14 protein-coding genes are annotated in these 17714 nt (G+C 38.3%); 2 read left to right on the forward strand and 12 right to left on the reverse strand.

The genetic code is table 11. The annotated features are described in order from the left end of the window. Positions 1-350: 350 nt before the first annotated feature. Positions 351-1511, forward strand: coding sequence for a hypothetical protein (locus ACLU24_RS01720; RefSeq protein ID WP_412609903.1), 1161 nt, complete (start codon positions 351-353; stop codon positions 1509-1511). A gap of 1502 nt (positions 1512-3013) precedes the next feature. On the opposite strand, the gene gyrA is transcribed toward ACLU24_RS01720, so the two are convergent. The 6 genes from gyrA to gyrB form a co-directional block, all read right to left on the reverse strand. Beyond that, positions 3014-5488 (reverse strand): DNA gyrase subunit A, encoded by a 2475-nt coding sequence (gyrA, locus tag ACLU24_RS01725; RefSeq protein ID WP_412609905.1) that lies wholly within the window; start codon positions 5486-5488, stop codon positions 3014-3016. Positions 5489-5593: 105 nt separating this feature from the next. Next, positions 5594-6151 carry a YcxB family protein gene (locus ACLU24_RS01730; protein WP_412609907.1) on the reverse strand — a complete coding sequence of 186 codons (558 nt, stop codon included), beginning with the start codon at positions 6149-6151 and terminating at the stop codon, positions 5594-5596. A gap of 6 nt (positions 6152-6157) precedes the next feature. Then, the gene (locus tag ACLU24_RS01735) at positions 6158-6724 is read right to left on the reverse strand and encodes a YcxB family protein (protein WP_412609909.1); all 567 of its coding nucleotides are present in this window, start codon (positions 6722-6724) and stop codon (positions 6158-6160) included. A 423-nt stretch (positions 6725-7147) separates the two neighbouring features. Next, complete coding sequence (locus ACLU24_RS01740) at positions 7148-7561, reverse strand: acyl-CoA thioesterase (RefSeq protein WP_412609911.1); 414 nt, start codon at positions 7559-7561, stop codon at positions 7148-7150. Positions 7562-7623: 62 nt separating this feature from the next. Beyond that, positions 7624-8328, reverse strand: a complete 705-nt coding sequence (locus tag ACLU24_RS01745; RefSeq protein ID WP_412609913.1) for a hypothetical protein — start codon at positions 8326-8328, stop codon at positions 7624-7626. Positions 8329-8520: 192 nt separating this feature from the next. Beyond that, entirely contained in the window at positions 8521-10458 is a 1938-nt protein-coding gene (gene gyrB, locus ACLU24_RS01750; protein ID WP_412609915.1) for a DNA topoisomerase (ATP-hydrolyzing) subunit B, read from the reverse strand. A gap of 321 nt (positions 10459-10779) precedes the next feature. Between gyrB and ACLU24_RS01755 the strand changes: the two genes are divergently transcribed. After that, complete coding sequence (locus tag ACLU24_RS01755; RefSeq protein WP_412609917.1) at positions 10780-11007, forward strand: hypothetical protein; 228 nt, start codon at positions 10780-10782, stop codon at positions 11005-11007. 122 nt (positions 11008-11129) lie between these two features. On the opposite strand, the gene ACLU24_RS01760 is transcribed toward ACLU24_RS01755, so the two are convergent. The 6 genes from ACLU24_RS01760 to dnaA form a co-directional block, all read right to left on the reverse strand. Then, positions 11130-11747: a TFIIB-type zinc ribbon-containing protein gene (locus tag ACLU24_RS01760; protein ID WP_412609919.1), complete on the reverse strand. Its 618-nt coding sequence runs from the start codon at positions 11745-11747 to the stop codon at positions 11130-11132. A gap of 66 nt (positions 11748-11813) precedes the next feature. Continuing rightward, positions 11814-12077 carry an extracellular matrix regulator RemB gene (gene remB / locus ACLU24_RS01765; protein WP_412609921.1) on the reverse strand — a complete coding sequence of 88 codons (264 nt, stop codon included), beginning with the start codon at positions 12075-12077 and terminating at the stop codon, positions 11814-11816. 8 nt (positions 12078-12085) lie between these two features. After that, positions 12086-13204 (reverse strand): DNA replication/repair protein RecF, encoded by a 1119-nt coding sequence (recF, locus tag ACLU24_RS01770; RefSeq protein WP_412609923.1) that lies wholly within the window; start codon positions 13202-13204, stop codon positions 12086-12088. 446 nt (positions 13205-13650) lie between these two features. After that, complete coding sequence (locus ACLU24_RS01775; RefSeq protein WP_412609925.1) at positions 13651-13863, reverse strand: RNA-binding S4 domain-containing protein; 213 nt, start codon at positions 13861-13863, stop codon at positions 13651-13653. Continuing rightward, entirely contained in the window at positions 13853-14959 is a 1107-nt protein-coding gene (gene dnaN, locus ACLU24_RS01780; protein ID WP_412609927.1) for a DNA polymerase III subunit beta, read from the reverse strand. Before dnaN ends, ACLU24_RS01775 begins: the two co-directional genes overlap by 11 nt. 489 nt (positions 14960-15448) lie before the next feature. Further along, complete coding sequence (gene dnaA, locus ACLU24_RS01785) at positions 15449-16762, reverse strand: chromosomal replication initiator protein DnaA (RefSeq protein ID WP_412609929.1); 1314 nt, start codon at positions 16760-16762, stop codon at positions 15449-15451. Positions 16763-17714: the final 952 nt, after the last annotated feature.

Here is a 17714-nt window from a genome sequence, read left to right on the forward strand (position 1 = left end):
CCAATATTATACTTGCTATTTCGATTACTTTTATAATAATTCTATTTCTCATACTTCAACCGTCCTTATCTATAATTTTTAAGTGTCTTTATTTATGTTTATGAGGTATGAAAAGAAATATTACTACTATTTTTTAGCGGATAAATTTTCAACTTTTTTCTATCAAGCAGTTGAAAACTTATCCGTTTTTCTTATATGTTGTAACAATTTTATGCTTATTTTAAAAAATATTTAATTTTTCTTAATTTATCCTTGATTTTTATATTCATTTAGTGTAGAATAGTGTAAATCGTTAGGGTTATTATCGTATTAACCCTTTTGAAAATCTATATTTAAAAGGAGCTGTTTTTATGAATCCGAATTACAACAATCAAATTTCAGGTTCCGAATTAATCAGGCGATTCTTTACAAGAACTTCTATGCTCACTGTTACAGTAGCCTCTGCAATACTCTCGGCACTGATAATATTCCAAACGATTATCTATAGTTTTTCCGGAGATAAAATCAGTATCATTTCTTCGCTATACTACCTCTTTGATAATCAGAATATCGAAATCATAAATGCTGTTTTTGGCTCTATAATCTCTTTGGTATCTATTCTATTTTTTATTTCGTTCCTTTCAATATATCTGAAATCAAAAACTAATGATTCTATTACATCAGGTCTTTCTATGCTTACTGTAAGTTCAGTAATATATATTATTGTCACTTGCATTACATTAACTCTTGCATTTGCTTCAATATCTGTTCAGAGATATGAAAGTTATAAAATTAACAGTGTATTTGACAGCAGAGAATTTTCTGATATACCTAAAACTTATACTGCAACACAGGCAAATTACGACTTCTTGGTTTATATTTTATTTGGTGCGGCTGCCCTTCTTCTTGGAATCGGTGCTGTTCGTATTTCTCTTGCTATGAAAAAGGCTTCTTCTGATATGGAAATTCCTTCAAATCGTGGCGGTGCATTATTCCTTTCTGGTTCTATATCTGCTATTGTACTTACAACTATTGCATTCTTTACATCACTTAGCTCACTCGTTATTCCTGATACCACCACAAATCTAAAACCTATCACACTTCTAAGTTCTATTATTAATGTACTTATTTTTGCTGCTGCAGTTGCATTATTCTATGGACTTGCATTCCTTTCATCTAATTATACTACACTTATAAATAAAACATATCCTTCAAATGCTAAGCTCAGTTCGTATTATGCAGGATACGCTACAAATGCTTATCCTACAAACGCAAACCGCCCACCTGTTCCCCCAGTAACACCATATATTCAGACAAGAAATCAGCTTTATGCGGCTCAACAAGCTGCTCAACAAAATCCTCAATATACACAGCCATATCAACCACAGTATACACAGGTTCAACAGCCACAAAAGGTTGAAACACCAGTTCAGAACGACACTACAGCAGATGTTGAACCACCTATCCAACCAGAGGATACAAAAACTGAAGCTCAACCTGTAACAGCAGGTTCTATCGAAAATGAGGAATAAAGCTAAAACTTAAAAGTTTTGCTCAAGGCGGCGAGCCATAGTTTCTAAGACATTTAAAGTTTAGGTCAAGCCTTTTTAAAGGCTTGCGGTTTCCAAAGGCGGAGCCTTTGGTGGGTTTTAAGGGCAAAGCCCTTAGCGGCGAGCCGCCGCCGTCAAGACGCGGAATCGCTCGACAAGTCTCGCTCGTGATAGATTAGGGAAGATAGTTGACGCGGTCGAAGAATTTATCAATTAACTACCAATTAGTTAATCAAACTTTCCCAAGACAATTAAAGTTTAGGTCAAGCCTTTTTAAAGGCTTGCGGTTTTCAAAGGCGGAGCCTTTGGTGGGTTTTAAGGGCAAAGCCCTTAGCGGCGAGCCGCCGCCGTCAAGACGCGGAATCGCTCGACAAGTCTCGCTCGTGATAGATTAGGGAAGATAGTTGACGCGGTCGAAGAATTTATCAATTAACTACCAATTAGTTAATCAAACTTTCCCAAGACAATTAAAGTTTAGGTCAAGCCTTTTTAAAGGCTTGCGGTTTCCAAAGGCAGAGCCTTTGGTGGGTTTTAAGGGCGAAGCCCTTAGCGGCGAGCCGCCGTCAAGACGCGGAATCGCTCGACAAGTCTCGCTCGTGATAGATTAGGGAAGATAGTTGACGCGGTCGAAGAATTTATCAATTAACTACCAATTAGTTAATCAAACTTTCCCAAGACAATTAAAGTTTAGGTCAAGCCTTTTTAAAGGCTTGCGGTTTCCAAAGGCGGAGCCTTTGGTGGGTTTTAAGGGCAAAGCCCTTAGCGGCGAGCCGCCGCCGTCAAGACGCGGAATCGCTCGACAAGTCTCGCTCGTGATAGATTAGGGAAGATAGTTGACGCGGTCGAAGAATTTATCAATTAACTACCAATTAGTTAATCAAACTTTCCCAAGACAATTAAAGTTTAGGTCAAGCCTTTTTAAAGGCTTGCGGTTTTCAAAGGCGGAGCCTTTGGTGGGTTTTAAGGGCAAAGCCCTTAACATCTCTTTCTTCTCGAGCGGTGGACTATGTCCACCGCTTAATTTTTATTAGCAACAAACTAATAAAGAGCAAACACAAGCGACAGTTCGCCCCTACATTTTTTAATAGTAAATGCAATTATAATAAAAACAGATATTTTAAAGATAAACAGGCATTAAAAAATAAATAGAATATGAAAAACGCTCAGGTCTTATAAAACCTGAGCGTTTTTGTATTCTTTATGGGAGAAAAAAAGTGGCGAACTTCGTTCGCCACTTAGGGGCAAGAGATGTTAAGGGCTTCGCCCTTAAAACCCACGAGGGAATCCGTCCCTCGACCCTGCGAGCTTTTGAAAAGGTTCGAGCGAAACTTTTAAGCATCTTGGGAAAGACAAAATCATCTTAACGGTAGTTAATTGATAATTACTTTCTCCGCGGCAACTAACTACTCAAATTCACTACGAGCGAGACTTGTCGAGCGATTCCGCGTCTTGGAAGCGGCGGCTCGCCGCCTCGAGCGAAACTTTTAATTTTCTTCTGGGGTAGTTTCCTCGGTAACTTCTTCGGTAGTTTCTTCCTCATGTGGGGCTCTGGAAAGTGTTACAACCTTACTTTCATCAGATACCTTCATTACTCGGACGCCCTTTGAAGGTCTTGCACAAATTCTTATTGAACTTGCCTCAATTCTAATAATAATACCGTCATTAGAAATCAAGATAATATCATCATCAAGGTCTACGGACTTTATTGCGGCAACCTTGCCATACTTATCTGTATGATAGTTTATTACACCATGACCGCCTCTTGACTGCATACGGTAATCATCAACATTTGAAAGTCTGCCATAGCCTGTTTCTGAAACTGTAAGAATATATGCACCATCACGAAGCATTGACATTCCGATAACCGTATCATCACCCTTGAGAGTAATTGCTTTAACGCCTCTTGCAGCTCTACCCATAGCTCGGACATCTGTTTCGTGGAAGCGTATAGCCATACCGTTTCTGGTAGCAACCATAAGTTCCTTATTGCCGTCTGTAAGGCGTACCCATGCAAGTTCGTCACCCTCGTTGAGGTCTATCGCTATAAGTCCATTCTTTCTTGCATTGCTGAATGCACTTAGTTCTGTACGCTTGATTATACCGTTTCTGGTAACCATAACAAGATACTGTTCGCTTTCAATATCTGGTACTTTAATCATTGAAGTTACATTCTCATCTGCGGAGAGAGGGAGGAGGTTATTTATATTCATACCCTTTGAAGTTCTTGAACCCTCTGGGATTTCATAGCATTTAAGCTTATAAACTCTGCCAAGATTTGTAAAGAACAGAACATGGTCGTGGCTATTTGCAACAAACATTTCTTTAGCAACATCTTCTTCTCGGCGACTCATACCCGAAACACCTCTGCCGCCACGCCTTTGGAGCTTATATGTGTCTGATTTCTGACGCTTGATATAACCAAACTCTGTAAGCGTAAGAACACAATCTTCTTCCGGAATAAGGTCTTCTATATCAACTTCACCGCTGACAGCAACAATCTCTGTACGGCGTTCATCATTATATTTTTTCTTGATAGCAAGAGCCTCTTCTTTGATAATAGAGAGAAGTCTTTCGCCATTTTGAAGAATATCTTTTAAGTCTGCTATCTTGATATTAAGTTGACCAAGCTCGTCCTCAATCTTTGTACGCTCTAAGCCTGAAAGCTGTCCAAGACGCATAGAAACTATAGCTTGTGTCTGAATTTCATCAAGGTCGAAGCGTTCGCCAAGTCTTTGCTTAGCTGTTGGCTGGTCCTTAGATGAACGGATAATTGAGATAACTTCATCTATAAAGTCAATAGCCTTCTTCAAGCCCTCAAGAACATGAGCTCTTTCTTCGGCTTTTTTTAGATCGAATATGGTTCTTCTTGTGATAACATCAACCTGAAAATCTACATAATCCTTGAGAATTTCTTTTAGTGAAAGGGTTTTCGGCTCGCCGTTTACAATGGCAATCATAATCGCACTAAAAGTAATTTGCATCTGTGTGTAGGAATAAAGCTGATTTAGGACTATTTGAGGAGACGCCTCTCTCTTTATGTCTATAACAATGTGCATACCATTTCTATCGGAATGGTCATCTATGTTTGAAATGCCCTCTATACGCTTTTCCTTAACCATATTTGCGATAGTTTCGACAAGTCTTGCTTTATTAACCTGATATGGAAGCTCTGTAACAATAATCTTGAAACGATTCTTTTCTTCGACAATTTCTGCCCTTGCTCTGACAGTAATTCTTCCTCTACCTGTTGCATAAGCGGCCCTTATTCCGCTTTGTCCCATAATAATACCGGCAGTAGGAAAATCAGGACCTTTGATATGCTGCATAAGGTCATCAAGACTTGCATCAGGATTGTCGATGAGACAACACATAGCATCTATTACTTCACCGAGGTTATGAGGCGGGATATTTGTTGCCATACCAACTGCGATACCTGTTGAACCGTTTACAAGAAGATTCGGGAAACGAGATGGAAGAACCTCCGGTTCTTTTCTGGAATCGTCATAGTTTGGCAGAAAATTTACGGTATCTTTTTCTATATCGGTCAGCATTTCTGTGCTTATTTTGCTCATTCTTGCTTCTGTATAACGATAAGCAGCAGGCGGGTCACCGTCAACAGAACCAAAGTTGCCGTGGCCATCAACGAGCATATATCTCATAGAGAAATCCTGTGCAAGACGAACGAGTGCGTCATAAACAGAAGCATCACCATGTGGATGGTAACGTCCGAGAACATTACCTACTGTTGTCGCACACTTTTTGTATGGTCTATCCGGAGTAAGATTATCCTCAAACTGAGAGTAGAGGATTCTCCTGTGAACCGGCTTTAAGCCATCTCTTACATCTGGCAAAGCTCTTGAAACGATAACTGACATAGAATATTCAAGGAAGGATTTTTTCATTTCCTTGTCTATATCTACATCAATAATCTTTTGCTGAATGTTGCTGTAATCTTCCATATTCAAACCCTCTTTTATCTATAAAAATTTGACTTTGGACTTCTTTAATTTTGATTTAGCTATAAACCGCTAAAGTTTTGAGCTAAATCATACTTTAAAAACAATCTATTTTCGTTGGTTGATACACACATATTTTTTTCCAAGTAGGAATTTTATTTTTTCAAGTGCGTCATTATCTTTATCAGTAAATAATCTCTTTGGAATGGATATATAGTCGTTTTCATCAAGGTAGAAGATAATTACCTTTTTATCGTCTAATACCTGAAAAAAATATCTATATGGAATATTTCCTATATATCTATCTGAAACGATTTTTACTTCGTCTTCATAAAAAGCTATATTTCTTGAGCCAATCTTTTCTTTATTGGCATTATACTCATTTCTTGCTTGAATCCGCACCAATGACGGGCCTATAATTTCATAGAATGATACTGAAAAAAGCCCCATTGCTATAAGCAAAATCCAACATATAATTTTTATAATTCCATCGCCGGAAAATATAAGCATATAAAGCCCTATAAAAATAGCAAGTATACCAAGTATATTCATTATTAGCCTATCACTTTTAGAAGTTTTAAATCTACGCTGTGCAAGGCTTGTATGAATATAATCGTGTTCCGTTATAATATAGTCAGCAGTAAGAATAGGTGTTTTTTCGCTCAAACTGAATCACTTCTTTGTCTTTCTATATTTTGCAGGCATAGTTTTTTTCAAAAACTCGGCAAGCTTCTCGTTTTGTTCGTCGTCAAGGCATTTCTTTGAGATTATGATAAGCCTTTTGCTATATTCGCTTATCATAAGGTAGTAACTGTTTGTTTCGATACAATCAAGAATATCTGTCCAATAACCAATAATAGTTTCACATTTATTTTCTATGGTATAACCATCTCTTGTAATCTTAACTTTTTCGGTTTTATTAAGCATATGAGAGCTTTTATAAATATGCTCGCCTTTTAGCTTCATTCTGTTTGGCAAAATAAACAGATAATAGGTCATCATATACAAACAAATAATACTTATGCCTGTCGGTACGGGATTGGAAATTAAATCATAGTGCTTTAATGCCATATAAAGCATACAGCCACACCATATTGCAAAGAAAATTGATGCTTTCCATTCCTTGCCTTTAAGTCTGCCTCTACGCATATGAGCAATCATATAAGCATTGCCATACATCATAAGCGGTATTTCGTTATCTTCTATTGTCATTATACATTTGTTGTATTTTTCTGACATATACAATCAAAACCTTCCGTTATTTAACACGAGTTTGATGATAAAAGGCTCAAGCAAAAATTTATTGTAGGGGCGAACTGTGTTCGACCGAACGGTAGTTCATTGGTAATTACTTCGACCGCGGCAACTTATCTTCCTACGCTCACCGCGAGCGAGGCTTGCCGAGCGATTCCGCGTCTTGTCCTGTGCGGTCACGCACCGCGTCTTCGCCGTGGGTCGGCACCCACAAGGAACCCCCTGCGAGGGTTCCCTAAGAAAAACATTCCGCTGGAATGTTTTTCTACCCTCCTGCGCTTTGTGAAGTATAAAGGATGTCGCTCTCTGCGGAGAGCGACAAGGGCATTGCCCTTGTCCTATGAGCCTTTGAAAAGGCTCAAGCGAAACTTTTGAGTGTCTTAGAAAAGTCTGCTAACTAATTACCACTTATTTAGCCACAGCGGCACAGAACTTTTCGTAGAGTGATGGATTTATCTTTTTTATGTTTATTGGACGGAATGTCTTGCTATCTACAAAAGCGTGAACTGTTCCACCCTCTGAACAAACTTGATTTCCTCTTAGAACACGATAATGAAATTCTATCTTAGCCGCCTTAACACTAACTATGGTAGTTTCAATAATAACTTCATCTTCGTATTTAATCGGAAGTATATATTTACACTCAAGAGACGCGAGCGGAAGCATTACTCCGCTCTTCTCAAGCTCTGTATAGCTCATACCTGTAAGCTTGATAAAATCTGTTCTGCCAACCTCGAACCAAATAGGGTAGACTGAATGATGAACTATTCCCATCTGGTCGGTTTCTGCATATCTTGCAACAATTTTTGACTCACATTTCATAGCTGAATTACCTCTAATCAAAGCTGAAAATTTATTTTCAAATCTAAATCACGAATTGATAATCAATCTTCTTCGTAGGTCGGAGTTGTACCTGCAAGCAAAATTCCCTTTATCTCCGGTAGGAAATCCGGGTCTATCGCTCTTTCAGGAATTGCAAAACTCCTATTATGGTCAGCAAAAATCATAATTATGTTATCAAATTCCTGTATTCTGCTTGTGCCGTCAAGCTCTATCTTCCAAGCACCGTCATCTCTGCCAATCTCTACGCTGTCAGGATAAATTTCAGCTTCGATTAGCTTTCCGTCTGCCATAGTTTTTGCCATACTTCTCATATGTAAGTTTGGCACAACAAGAAGAACTGCAATAAATATCAGGCTGATACACCCAAATACTATATTCGACACACCGCCCGTCATAAAGAATACAACAAAGAATATTACTGCAAGTATTCCAAGGACAACAGCCTCTATAAGTCCTCTTGTTCCTTGAGATTTATAAATTCCGCTGTGTTTAAGACATTTGAAATACTCCTCCTCGGTAAGAACATAGGATACTCTTATTCCTGCCATTGGGATTTCATATTCCTCTGCGTCATCGTCTTCAACAAGCTCTGCTTCGGAGCCGTCCCAGCCACGACCTTCTTCTTCGTCCTCTTCTTCTTGGATTCTTTTCAGCTCTTCGGCAATTCTCATTACCTCGGCTGTATCCTCATCTTCTTGAAACGGTATGTTATCGTCAGTATTGTTTGCCGTATCATAGTCTTTCATAGCTCTGTTTTTCTACCTCCAAAGATGCGTTTCTGTCTTATACAGAAAACGAAATTCATATAGTCTTATTTATCTACAATCTGTAATATATTTTAGAATTTATTACAGTGTGTATATATTTTAAAAATTCTCTCGTTTATTTTCAACATTCACTTGATTTTCGGTTGAAAACTAACGGGTATGAATATCAAATTATATATCCAAATTTTGAACATATTTTGCATTCTTTTCTATAAATTCTCTTCTTGGCTCAACCTTATCACCCATAAGTATTGTGAAGGTTTCGTCAGCAAGAGCTGCATCCTCCATATCTACTCTGAGCATTATTCTTGTTTCTGGATTCATAGTGGTTTCCCAGAGCTGTTCGGAATCCATCTCACCAAGACCTTTATATCTCTGTATATCAGCCTTGCCGAGCTCTGCCATTATCTTATCCCTTTCAGGGTCGGAATAGGCATAGTGATGCTCTTTATTCTTGGTAAGTCTGTAAAGCGGTGGCTGTGCAAGATATATATGTCCTTCTTCAATGAGTGGACGCATAAATCTAAAGAAGAATGTCAGTAACAAAGTTCTGATATGTGAGCCGTCAACATCAGCATCGGCCATAATTATAACCTTGCCATAGCGGAGCTTTGTTATATCGAAATCATCGCCAATGCCACAGCCAAGTGCTGTAATAACAGGCATAAGTTTATCGTTGCCGTAAACCCTATCAAGACGAGCCTTTTCGACATTCAGCATCTTGCCCCAAAGTGGGAGAATTGCCTGAAAGCGTCTATCTCGACCGCCCTTTGCAGAACCGCCCGCAGAATCTCCCTCGACGATATAGATTTCAGTTTCTTCTGAGTTTCTGGATTGACAGTCGGCAAGCTTACCTGGTAGGCCTGCACCCTCCATAGCTGTTTTTCTTCTTGCAAGGTCACGAGCTTTTCTTGCGGCATCTCTTGCACGAGCTGCCATAAGTGCCTTATCAAAGATTGCCTTTGCTGTTGCAGGATTTTCCTCAAGGTATACTGAAAGCTTCTCTGTAACAAGCTTATCTACTAAACCTCTTACAAAGGTACTGCCAAGCTTTGCCTTAGTTTGTCCCTCAAATTGTGCTTCTTTAAGCTTGACACTGATAATTGCTGTCAGACCTTCTCGGACATCTTCGCCGGAAAGGTTTTTATCATTCTCTTTGAGAATATTAAACTTTCTTGCGTAATCATTCATAACCTTGGTTAATGCGCGCTTGAAGCCCTCTTCGTGAGTACCACCATCGGTTGTATGGATATTATTTGCAAATGAAAGTATAAGTTCATTATAGCTGTCGTTATACTGCATTGCAATCTCTACCGATGCGGAATCATCGTCCATCTTGCCCTCAAAATGAATAACATCCGGGTGAATTACATCGAGTGAACGCTTTTTATGAATGTACTCGACAAAGTTCGATACACCGCCCTCATAGAGGAAGTTATTTTGCAGGATATTCTCTGGGTCACGCTCATCACGAAGCTCGATATGTATACCTGCATTAAGAAAGCTCTGCTCACGAAGTCTTGTTTCGAGAACCTCATATTCGTATACATCTGTTTCTGTGAAGATGAGAGGGTCAGCCTTAAAGGTGATTTCAGTACCTTTTGTAGTGCCTTTGCCGATAATCTCAAGGTCTGATGCAATATTTCCTCTTTCATAACGCTGTCTGTAAATATTTTCGCCATCGCATACTTTTACCTCTAACCATTCGGAGAGAGCATTAACAACAGATGCACCAACACCATGCAAACCGCCTGAAACTTTATATCCGCCACCGCCGAACTTACCGCCTGCATGAAGCACTGTAAATACGACAGTTACTGCAGGAATACCCATCTTTGGCTGTATGCCGACCGGAATACCTCTACCATTATCCTTTACTCTAATAACATTTCCCGGAAGAATTGCAACATCAATCTTATCGCAATATCCTGCAAGAGCCTCATCAATGGAGTTATCTACTATTTCATAGACAAGGTGGTGCAAGCCCCTCGGACCTGTTGAGCCAATATACATACCCGGACGCTTTCTTACTGCCTCAAGTCCCTCAAGAACCTGAATCTCACTTGCTCCATATTCCTGATTTGTTTTAGTAATGTCATTATTGTCCATTTTCTTCCTCCTTTTTGGCAGCGATAAACCGCCACTGTTAAGGGCGTTGCCCTTAAAACCCACGAGGGACGCTGTCCCTCGACCCTGCAAGCTTTTGAAAAAGCTTGAGCAAAACTTTTAATTGTCTTGGGAAAGACAAATCTATTTGAATGGTAGTTAATTACTTTCTACGCGGCAATATAAGCCGATTGAGAATGTCGAGCGAGACTTATCGATCGATTCCGCGTCTTGTCCTGTGCGGTCACGCACCGCGTCTTGACTGCGGCGGCTCGCCGCAAAAAGCTTGAGCAAAACTTTTAAGTGTCTTTGGGAAGTTTTTTATTGGCTTCTTCTAAGCTTAGTTTTTGGAGCTTTCTCGGCAATTCTTCATATCTTACCGTAAACGGAAACAAGAATACCGCAACCAATACTACTACTGCATCTCCTATCGCAAGAAACGGAATCGTAACCCCTGATGTTTGCTTTAAGAGAAATATATTTATTACTATCAGTGCAATACTTACTATCGAGATTAGAATTATTCTTCCCTTTAGATATGAAACTCGATAATTTTTATTGCAATGGTGACATTTTATAATTTTATTATGTGTTGTCTTTTTGACATCGCTATATCTTGTTACAGCGTGACAATACGGACATACCGGAAGTCTGAAAATTTCGACCACCGCCTTTTATTCTGCATTTGAGGAATCGTCAAAACTTCTTCCTGATTTCTTTGCAGACCTGAATTTTTCTTGGAAATCGGCTCCTATCTCAGAGCTTGCATCATATGGCTCAAAGATTTTTGTGCCGTCAGAATCTGCCTCAAGGTCTATCGAACCTGAAGAATATATATCCTTTGGTTCTTCGGTAGTTGTTTCTTCCTCAAATCTTGATTTTTTATGAGAATTTTGCGATTGTACCTGTTTCTGAGCCTCAATAAAAATTGACTGTGTATTCGTCATTTTCTTATCCATAACCTTTTTAGCCTGAGATTTATCCGCAGTAGGGACAAGGATTAAGAACATTGGTACAATAGCGTAATATGCTGCAAAAGGAATTATTACCAAAAGCAAGCTCCAGAGATTGGTTAAATCTCCGAAAAACAGATAAAGCACAACAAGCAAAAGTACAAAAACACATAATACGCTTGTTATTGCATAGATATTTCTGTTAAGTCCAACATTGGCAATACAGCCACAGCGTTTGCAGGTATACTCACCCTTATTTTTCATAAAAAACGAATCAAGGTATGAAACACTTCGTCCACAATATGGGCATTTTGCAAGTCTTTTATTCTTTTTCGCCATAGCATAACTTCCTTTCATATCAGGCTCTTAGGAAAAATTTTTACTGAATATCTGCTTAATCAAGCACTACAAAAATGAATCTATTCTTCCTCTTACTGTTTCTGAGGAAAGTCGGCTTATATATACAACTGTCGAATCACCCTCCTGACAAAGAATGTATGATTTCGGCAAGTCGTATGAAACATAGCGAACTCGACCTTCTCGTTCAGCTTGATTTAAATATTCTCTTGTTTTTTTTGATACAGTTGTTTTATCCATATCAAAAATTCCTATGATATTTTTCTTGAGTATTACAGAATCTTGCTCAAGATGCAGATATAGACTTTCCATAAGTTGAATCACTCTATCTCGGTAGGTGTAACCCTGCCTGAATTTATATAAAAAAGGGCTTTGTTTCCCTCTTTTAACTTGGTCATAATCTCGGATTCGCAACAGGTTATAAATACTTGCTTATCCGAAAGCTTGTTGAGAAGATAATCTTGTCGTTTATAATCAAGTTCACTGAGAACATCGTCAAGTAAAATAACCGGCTGTTCTCCGCTCTCGGTTTTCAGAACTGACGCTTCTGCAAGTTTCATAGCAAGAACCGCTGAACGCTGTTGTCCCTGTGAACCAAAATTTCTTGCATTCTTGCCGTCAATGTTGACAACAAGGTCATCTCTGTGTGGGCCATAACCTGTATACCCCTGATATATATCGCTCTGTTGAGCTTTTATCAATTTATCGCTAAGCATTGCTTTTAGTTTTGAGGCGTCTTCTGTAACCTCATCGCCAAAAGAAAGCTTATAGGAAATTTCTATTTTTTCGCTTCCCTTAGATATTCCCGTATAAAACTCTGAGCAATATTTCGAGAAGTTTTTTATATATGCGATACGCTCTCTTGCAACTAAAGCTCCTTGAACCGCAAGCTTTTCGTCCCATATATCAAGCATATCCATAAGCTCGCTGTGTTCTTTTATGTCTTTCAGCAGAGCATTTCGGGAATTGATGATAGTTTTGTAATCGGAAAGTATCGAAGAATATGACGGCTTAATCTGACAAATTGCAGCGTCAATAAAGCGTCGCCTTTCATCAGGGCCATTCTTTATAAGCGTAAGATGATTAGGAGAGAATACCACACAGCAAAAGCTGCCTATAATTTCAGAAATATAGCGTTTACTTACGCCATTAAGCTCAATAAAGCGATTGCCGCCTTTAATCATAAGTTTGATTTCCTGCTCACGCTCTCTTGATTCAAATTTTAAATGAATTTTCGAGAAAGCATTGTCGAATTTAATCAGCTCGTTTTCTTTTGCTCCTCTGAAAGACCTATTTCCAGTAAAGAGCCACAGACATTCAAGAATATTAGTCTTACCTTGAGCATTGTCGCCATAGATAACATTTATGCCGTCTGACGGAAAAACTGTATTATTTTCGAGATTTCTAAAATTTTCAAATGACAACTCTTTTACTATCAATCCAACTCTCCTATATGTTAAGGGCTTTGCCCTTAGCGGCGAGTCGCCGCAGCCAAGACGCAGAATCTGTTTTGCAACGCAAAACTTCGACATATTCAAGGGCATTTAATTGCCGCGAATAACAAAACTACCGAACGAAACCTGTCAAACTATTTTGTGTCTTGACCTGTGCGGTTGCACACCTAGCCTTGACAGCATACATATTCGGGTGAACACATTTCGTCCCTACATTTTTTAGGAAAACTGCTTAATTTAAACAGTAGTTCATTGGTAATTTTTCGACCTCGGCAACAAAACTACAAAAATAAAAGTTTATAACAAACATCTTTGTTATATCAAAATTTTCTTAGAACTCAAAATTTTGATCAAGCCTTTTTAAAGGCTTGCGGTTTTCAAAGGCAGTCACCTACGGCAGAGCCTTTGTTTGGAGTGTAAGCTACCAAATATCAGCAAACTTTGAAAATGGTGTCGAGGTATTCGGCTGAATCGCCGGAACGCATTTTTTTGCCACGCATAGTGCAGATTTCGCCGTTTACTTTGACTTTTCCGCCCTGAATGGCGACTTTTGCCATTCCGCCTGTGCCACCACCCATTTTTAGTAGGGAATCAAGACGAATAAAATCTTCACCTTCACGAAGCTTGACTTCTTCAATTTTCATTTTTTAACCTCACAGGAAGAACGAGGAACAGGAAGCTGTCACCATCGCTCGGTAATATGACCATTGGACTTGTAGGACCGCTAAGACAAATTTTTACTTCGTCTGTGTCGGTATTTCTGAGGGCATCAAGCATATATCTGACATTGAAACCAATCTCTACGCTATCTCCACTCATTTCTATATCAAATTCATCATAAGCCTGACCAAGAACTGTTGAACAGGAAAGCTTTACAACGCCATTTTCAATATTGCATCTAACAGGTGTTTTTATTCTCTCTGAAAGCAATAAGGACATTCTATCGAGAGAACTGATAAACTTTCTTGTATTAACCTTAATCTCTGTTTTATGTGAACTCGGTATTGCTGCGGCATAATTCATAAATTCGCCTTCAATCAGACGAGAAATGACTGAATAGTTATCTATTTTGAAAATAATATGCTTATCACCGACAACTATTTCGACATCTTTTTCACCGTCTTTTATGAGTTTGACTACTTCTGCAAGACTTTTGCCGGGAATGATAAAGCTTTTCTTTTCTCCAAAAATGAGATTTTCGGTTCTCATTGCAAGGCGATAACCGTCTACTGAAATTATTTTGATAATATTATTTTCAATTTCAAAGAGAGAACCTTTCTGAACAGGCTTAATATCGCTATCTGCAATAGCAAAAAGTGTTTGACTTATCATTGATGAAAGGATTTCACCCTTGATTATGATATTTGAATCTCCCTTTACTGAAGGAATATCAGGGTATTCATCGGCTGATATTCCTATAATTTTGAAATCAACAGCTCCGCTTATAATTGTAGTCATAAGTTTTTCATTTGTGTCTATTGTTACATTTTCAGCCGGAAGCCTTCTGACAATATCTGAAATAAGCTTTGCGCTTAGGACAACTGAACCTTCTGAGCGAACTTCTGCCGGCAGAGTGGTTGTTATGCCAAGCTCAAGGTCATATCCACATAAGGTAAGTGAATTTGCACCGGCTTTAAAAAGTATTCCTTCGAGAGCCGGATTATTGGATTTTGTGGACACTGCTCTCTGAACGTTTGTTATCGCTTCTGTAAGACTTTGGCAATTACATACAATCTTCATACATAAATCAGTCCTTTTGAAAAATATCTAAAAAAGAGAAAATGCTAAAAAGCAAGGCGTGGTAGAATAGATATATTTTAGTAATAGTAGTAGGGGCAGTTTATAAGTTGAAAAGTGGCTTAAGACTTTTAAACATCTGGCGTTGAAGAGTTGGAGCATTGTTGAATTTTTGTGATGTTTTGTTTGAAAAATCTTGAAAACTTTTTTGTTTTAACATTGTGGTTGAAAGATGTTGGTGAATTGTTGAGGAAAAGTTGAAAAGTCAGAACGACAATATTCAAAAAATATGCATAAATTTGCATAGAAAATGAATAAACCAAAGGTATTCATTTTCATAGCTTTGAATTGAAAATGAATTTTCCTGCAAAATTATATAATTATTTCCCAATACCGTACACTTTATGTGTAGCTACGCGGATAATAGGGTAAAATAAAATTTATTGTAGGAAAATATCTAAAAAGCCGGAAAAAACTATTGTTTTTCAGCTTTTATCTATCCCTTATATTCTTAATTATATCCTCTACCATAGATTTTACTTTTGTATCTTTGCTCATATCTTTTTCGACCTGTTTTACGGCATATACTATTGTAGAATGGTCACGACCACCAAATTCATCACCGATGAGGTTCATTGAAAGCTGGGTGATTTCTCTTACAACATATATGGCAATCTGTCTTGCTTTAGAAATATTGGAATTACGCTTAGATGAACGAATATCTTCAGAAGTTACTCCGAATGTTCTTGCAACTTCTTCGATAATCTTTTCTACTGTTAATGGCGGTGGCTGGTCGTTATTCAGAATATCTGAAATAATTTTCTGAGCCGAATTGATTGAGATTTTTTCGCCATAGAGCAGACTTTTTGCCTTCATTTTTTTGACAACACCTTCAAGCTGACGGATATTAGCCTTCAGCTTGGTTGCAATGTATTCGCAGACATCATCCGGAACATCAATTTCGAGAAGTTCTGCTTTTCTTTTTATAATGGCACTTCTGGTTTCAAAATCCGGTGGCTGGATATCAGCAATAAGACCTGATTCAAAACGGTTTCTAAGTCTGTCAACGAGTGATTGAATTTCCTTAGGAGGACGGTCTGAGGTCAAGACTATTTGCTTTTTAGCTTCGTACAAAGCATTAAAGGTATGGAAAAATTCCTCCTGAGTAGACTCTTTACCACCGATAAACTGAACGTCATCGACGAGCAAAACGTCAGAATTTCTATATTTTTGTCTGAATTCGCTTGTTTTTGCGAGGTGAATTGATTCGATAAGTTCATTGGTGAAGTCGTCACCCTTAACATATATAATCTCTTTTTCAGGGCTGTTTGCTTTGATTTCACTTCTGATAGCGTTAAGCAGGTGGGTTTTTCCAAGTCCGGAATTACCGTAGATGAAAAGAGGGTTATAGGCATAACCTGGGTTTGCTGCAACCGCAAGCGACGCGGCATGAGCAAATTTATTCGATGAACCGACTATAAATGTATCAAATGTAAATTCGTAGTCAGCATCAAGAATACTTTCGTTAAGCTTTTCCTCTTTTTGATTGATTTCCTCAGGAATAGTAAAGCAGATGTCAATACCCGAGCCAAAGACGCTTTCAAAGGCATCATTAAGCAAGGACATATAGCATCTTGTCAGGGTTTGGCGATGAAAATCACCAGGAACCATAAGGATAGCTTTGCCCTGTGAAAAATCCAGATTTACGGGTTCAATTTTACTAATCCAAGTTTTGTAGGCAACATCTGTGATTCTCTGCCTGCAATAATCACAGATAATGTCCCAAGCCTCGTTAAAGGAATCCATAAAGTTTTCATTCCTCCCAATAAATTTTTCAAGAATTTAACCTAATCATAATAAAAATATTATAAAATTGTTATACGGAAGTAAATCCGATAATCTCTCAATCTTAAGTATAGCACAGTTCTTTTGTAAAAGCAAATAAAAGTACGAAAAATAAGTCGAAAATTCGCTCTAAGGCGAGGAATTTGTAAAAGTGATTTTGAAGGGTTTTAGGGTAATAAGGGCTTAGAGGGCGTTTAAAGAGAAAATAAGGGGATTGATAGAAAAGATATGCTATTACCCTAACTATATATTATAGCATAATCGAGAAAAATTTGCAAAGCTAAAATCGAAAGTTTGTTCAGCTAATTAATTTCCAAAAGACACTTGAAAGTTTTGCTCAAGCTTTGCGGCGAGCCGCCGCAGCCAAGACGCGGAATCGCTCAAAAAGTCTCGCTCGTAGTGAGTATAAGGAGTTAGTTGCCGCGGAGAAAGTAATTACCAATTAGCTACCGTTTATATAATTTTTTCTTCCCTGAGATACTTAAAAGTTTTGCTCAAGCTTTTGAAAAAGCTTGCAGTTTCCAAAGGTAGTCATCTACGGAAGAGCCTTTGGTCGTTCTCCACAGAGAGCGAAATACTTTTGGGCTTTGCCCAACATTTATTTTTTCTTAAAATCGGCGGATAAAATCCGCCGATTAATTTTCTTTTGTTAGCAAGATTAGTAACTAAGGGCGGACAAAGTCCGCCCTTTAAAGGCAAGAGATGTTAAGGGCTTCGCCCTTAAAACCCACGAGAGACTCCGTCCCTCGACCCTGCGAGCCTTTGAAAAGGCTCGAGCGAAACTTTTAAGTGTCTTTGGGAAATCTGTTAGCTAATCGGTATAGCAGAACAGTGTAGTTTGTTTACGATAGTTACTTCATCATATATAATGTAGCTATCGATAAAAAGTAAGATACTATAAGTTTGAAAAAAT

It is taken from the genome of Pseudoruminococcus sp., assembly GCF_047012705.1.
GTDB lineage: Bacteria > Bacillota > Clostridia > Oscillospirales > Acutalibacteraceae > Pseudoruminococcus.

Excerpts from the sequence above, each read along its gene's own strand:
- gyrA (WP_412609905.1), bottom strand. The coding sequence starts at position 5,488 with ATGGAAGATTACAGCAACATTCAGCAAAAGATTATTGATGTAGATATA.
- remB (WP_412609921.1), bottom strand. The coding sequence starts at position 12,077 with ATGGAAAGTCTATATCTGCATCTTGAGCAAGATTCTGTAATACTCAAG.
- dnaN (WP_412609927.1), bottom strand. The coding sequence starts at position 14,959 with ATGAAGATTGTATGTAATTGCCAAAGTCTTACAGAAGCGATAACAAAC.
- dnaA (WP_412609929.1), bottom strand. The coding sequence starts at position 16,762 with ATGGATTCCTTTAACGAGGCTTGGGACATTATCTGTGATTATTGCAGG.
- ACLU24_RS01760 (WP_412609919.1), bottom strand. The coding sequence starts at position 11,747 with ATGGCGAAAAAGAATAAAAGACTTGCAAAATGCCCATATTGTGGACGA.
- ACLU24_RS01740 (WP_412609911.1), bottom strand. The coding sequence starts at position 7,561 with ATGAAATGTGAGTCAAAAATTGTTGCAAGATATGCAGAAACCGACCAG.
- ACLU24_RS01745 (WP_412609913.1), bottom strand. The coding sequence starts at position 8,328 with ATGAAAGACTATGATACGGCAAACAATACTGACGATAACATACCGTTT.
- gyrB (WP_412609915.1), bottom strand. The coding sequence starts at position 10,458 with ATGGACAATAATGACATTACTAAAACAAATCAGGAATATGGAGCAAGT.
- ACLU24_RS01720 (WP_412609903.1), top strand. The coding sequence starts at position 351 with ATGAATCCGAATTACAACAATCAAATTTCAGGTTCCGAATTAATCAGG.
- ACLU24_RS01735 (WP_412609909.1), bottom strand. The coding sequence starts at position 6,724 with ATGTCAGAAAAATACAACAAATGTATAATGACAATAGAAGATAACGAA.
- ACLU24_RS01775 (WP_412609925.1), bottom strand. The coding sequence starts at position 13,863 with ATGAAAATTGAAGAAGTCAAGCTTCGTGAAGGTGAAGATTTTATTCGT.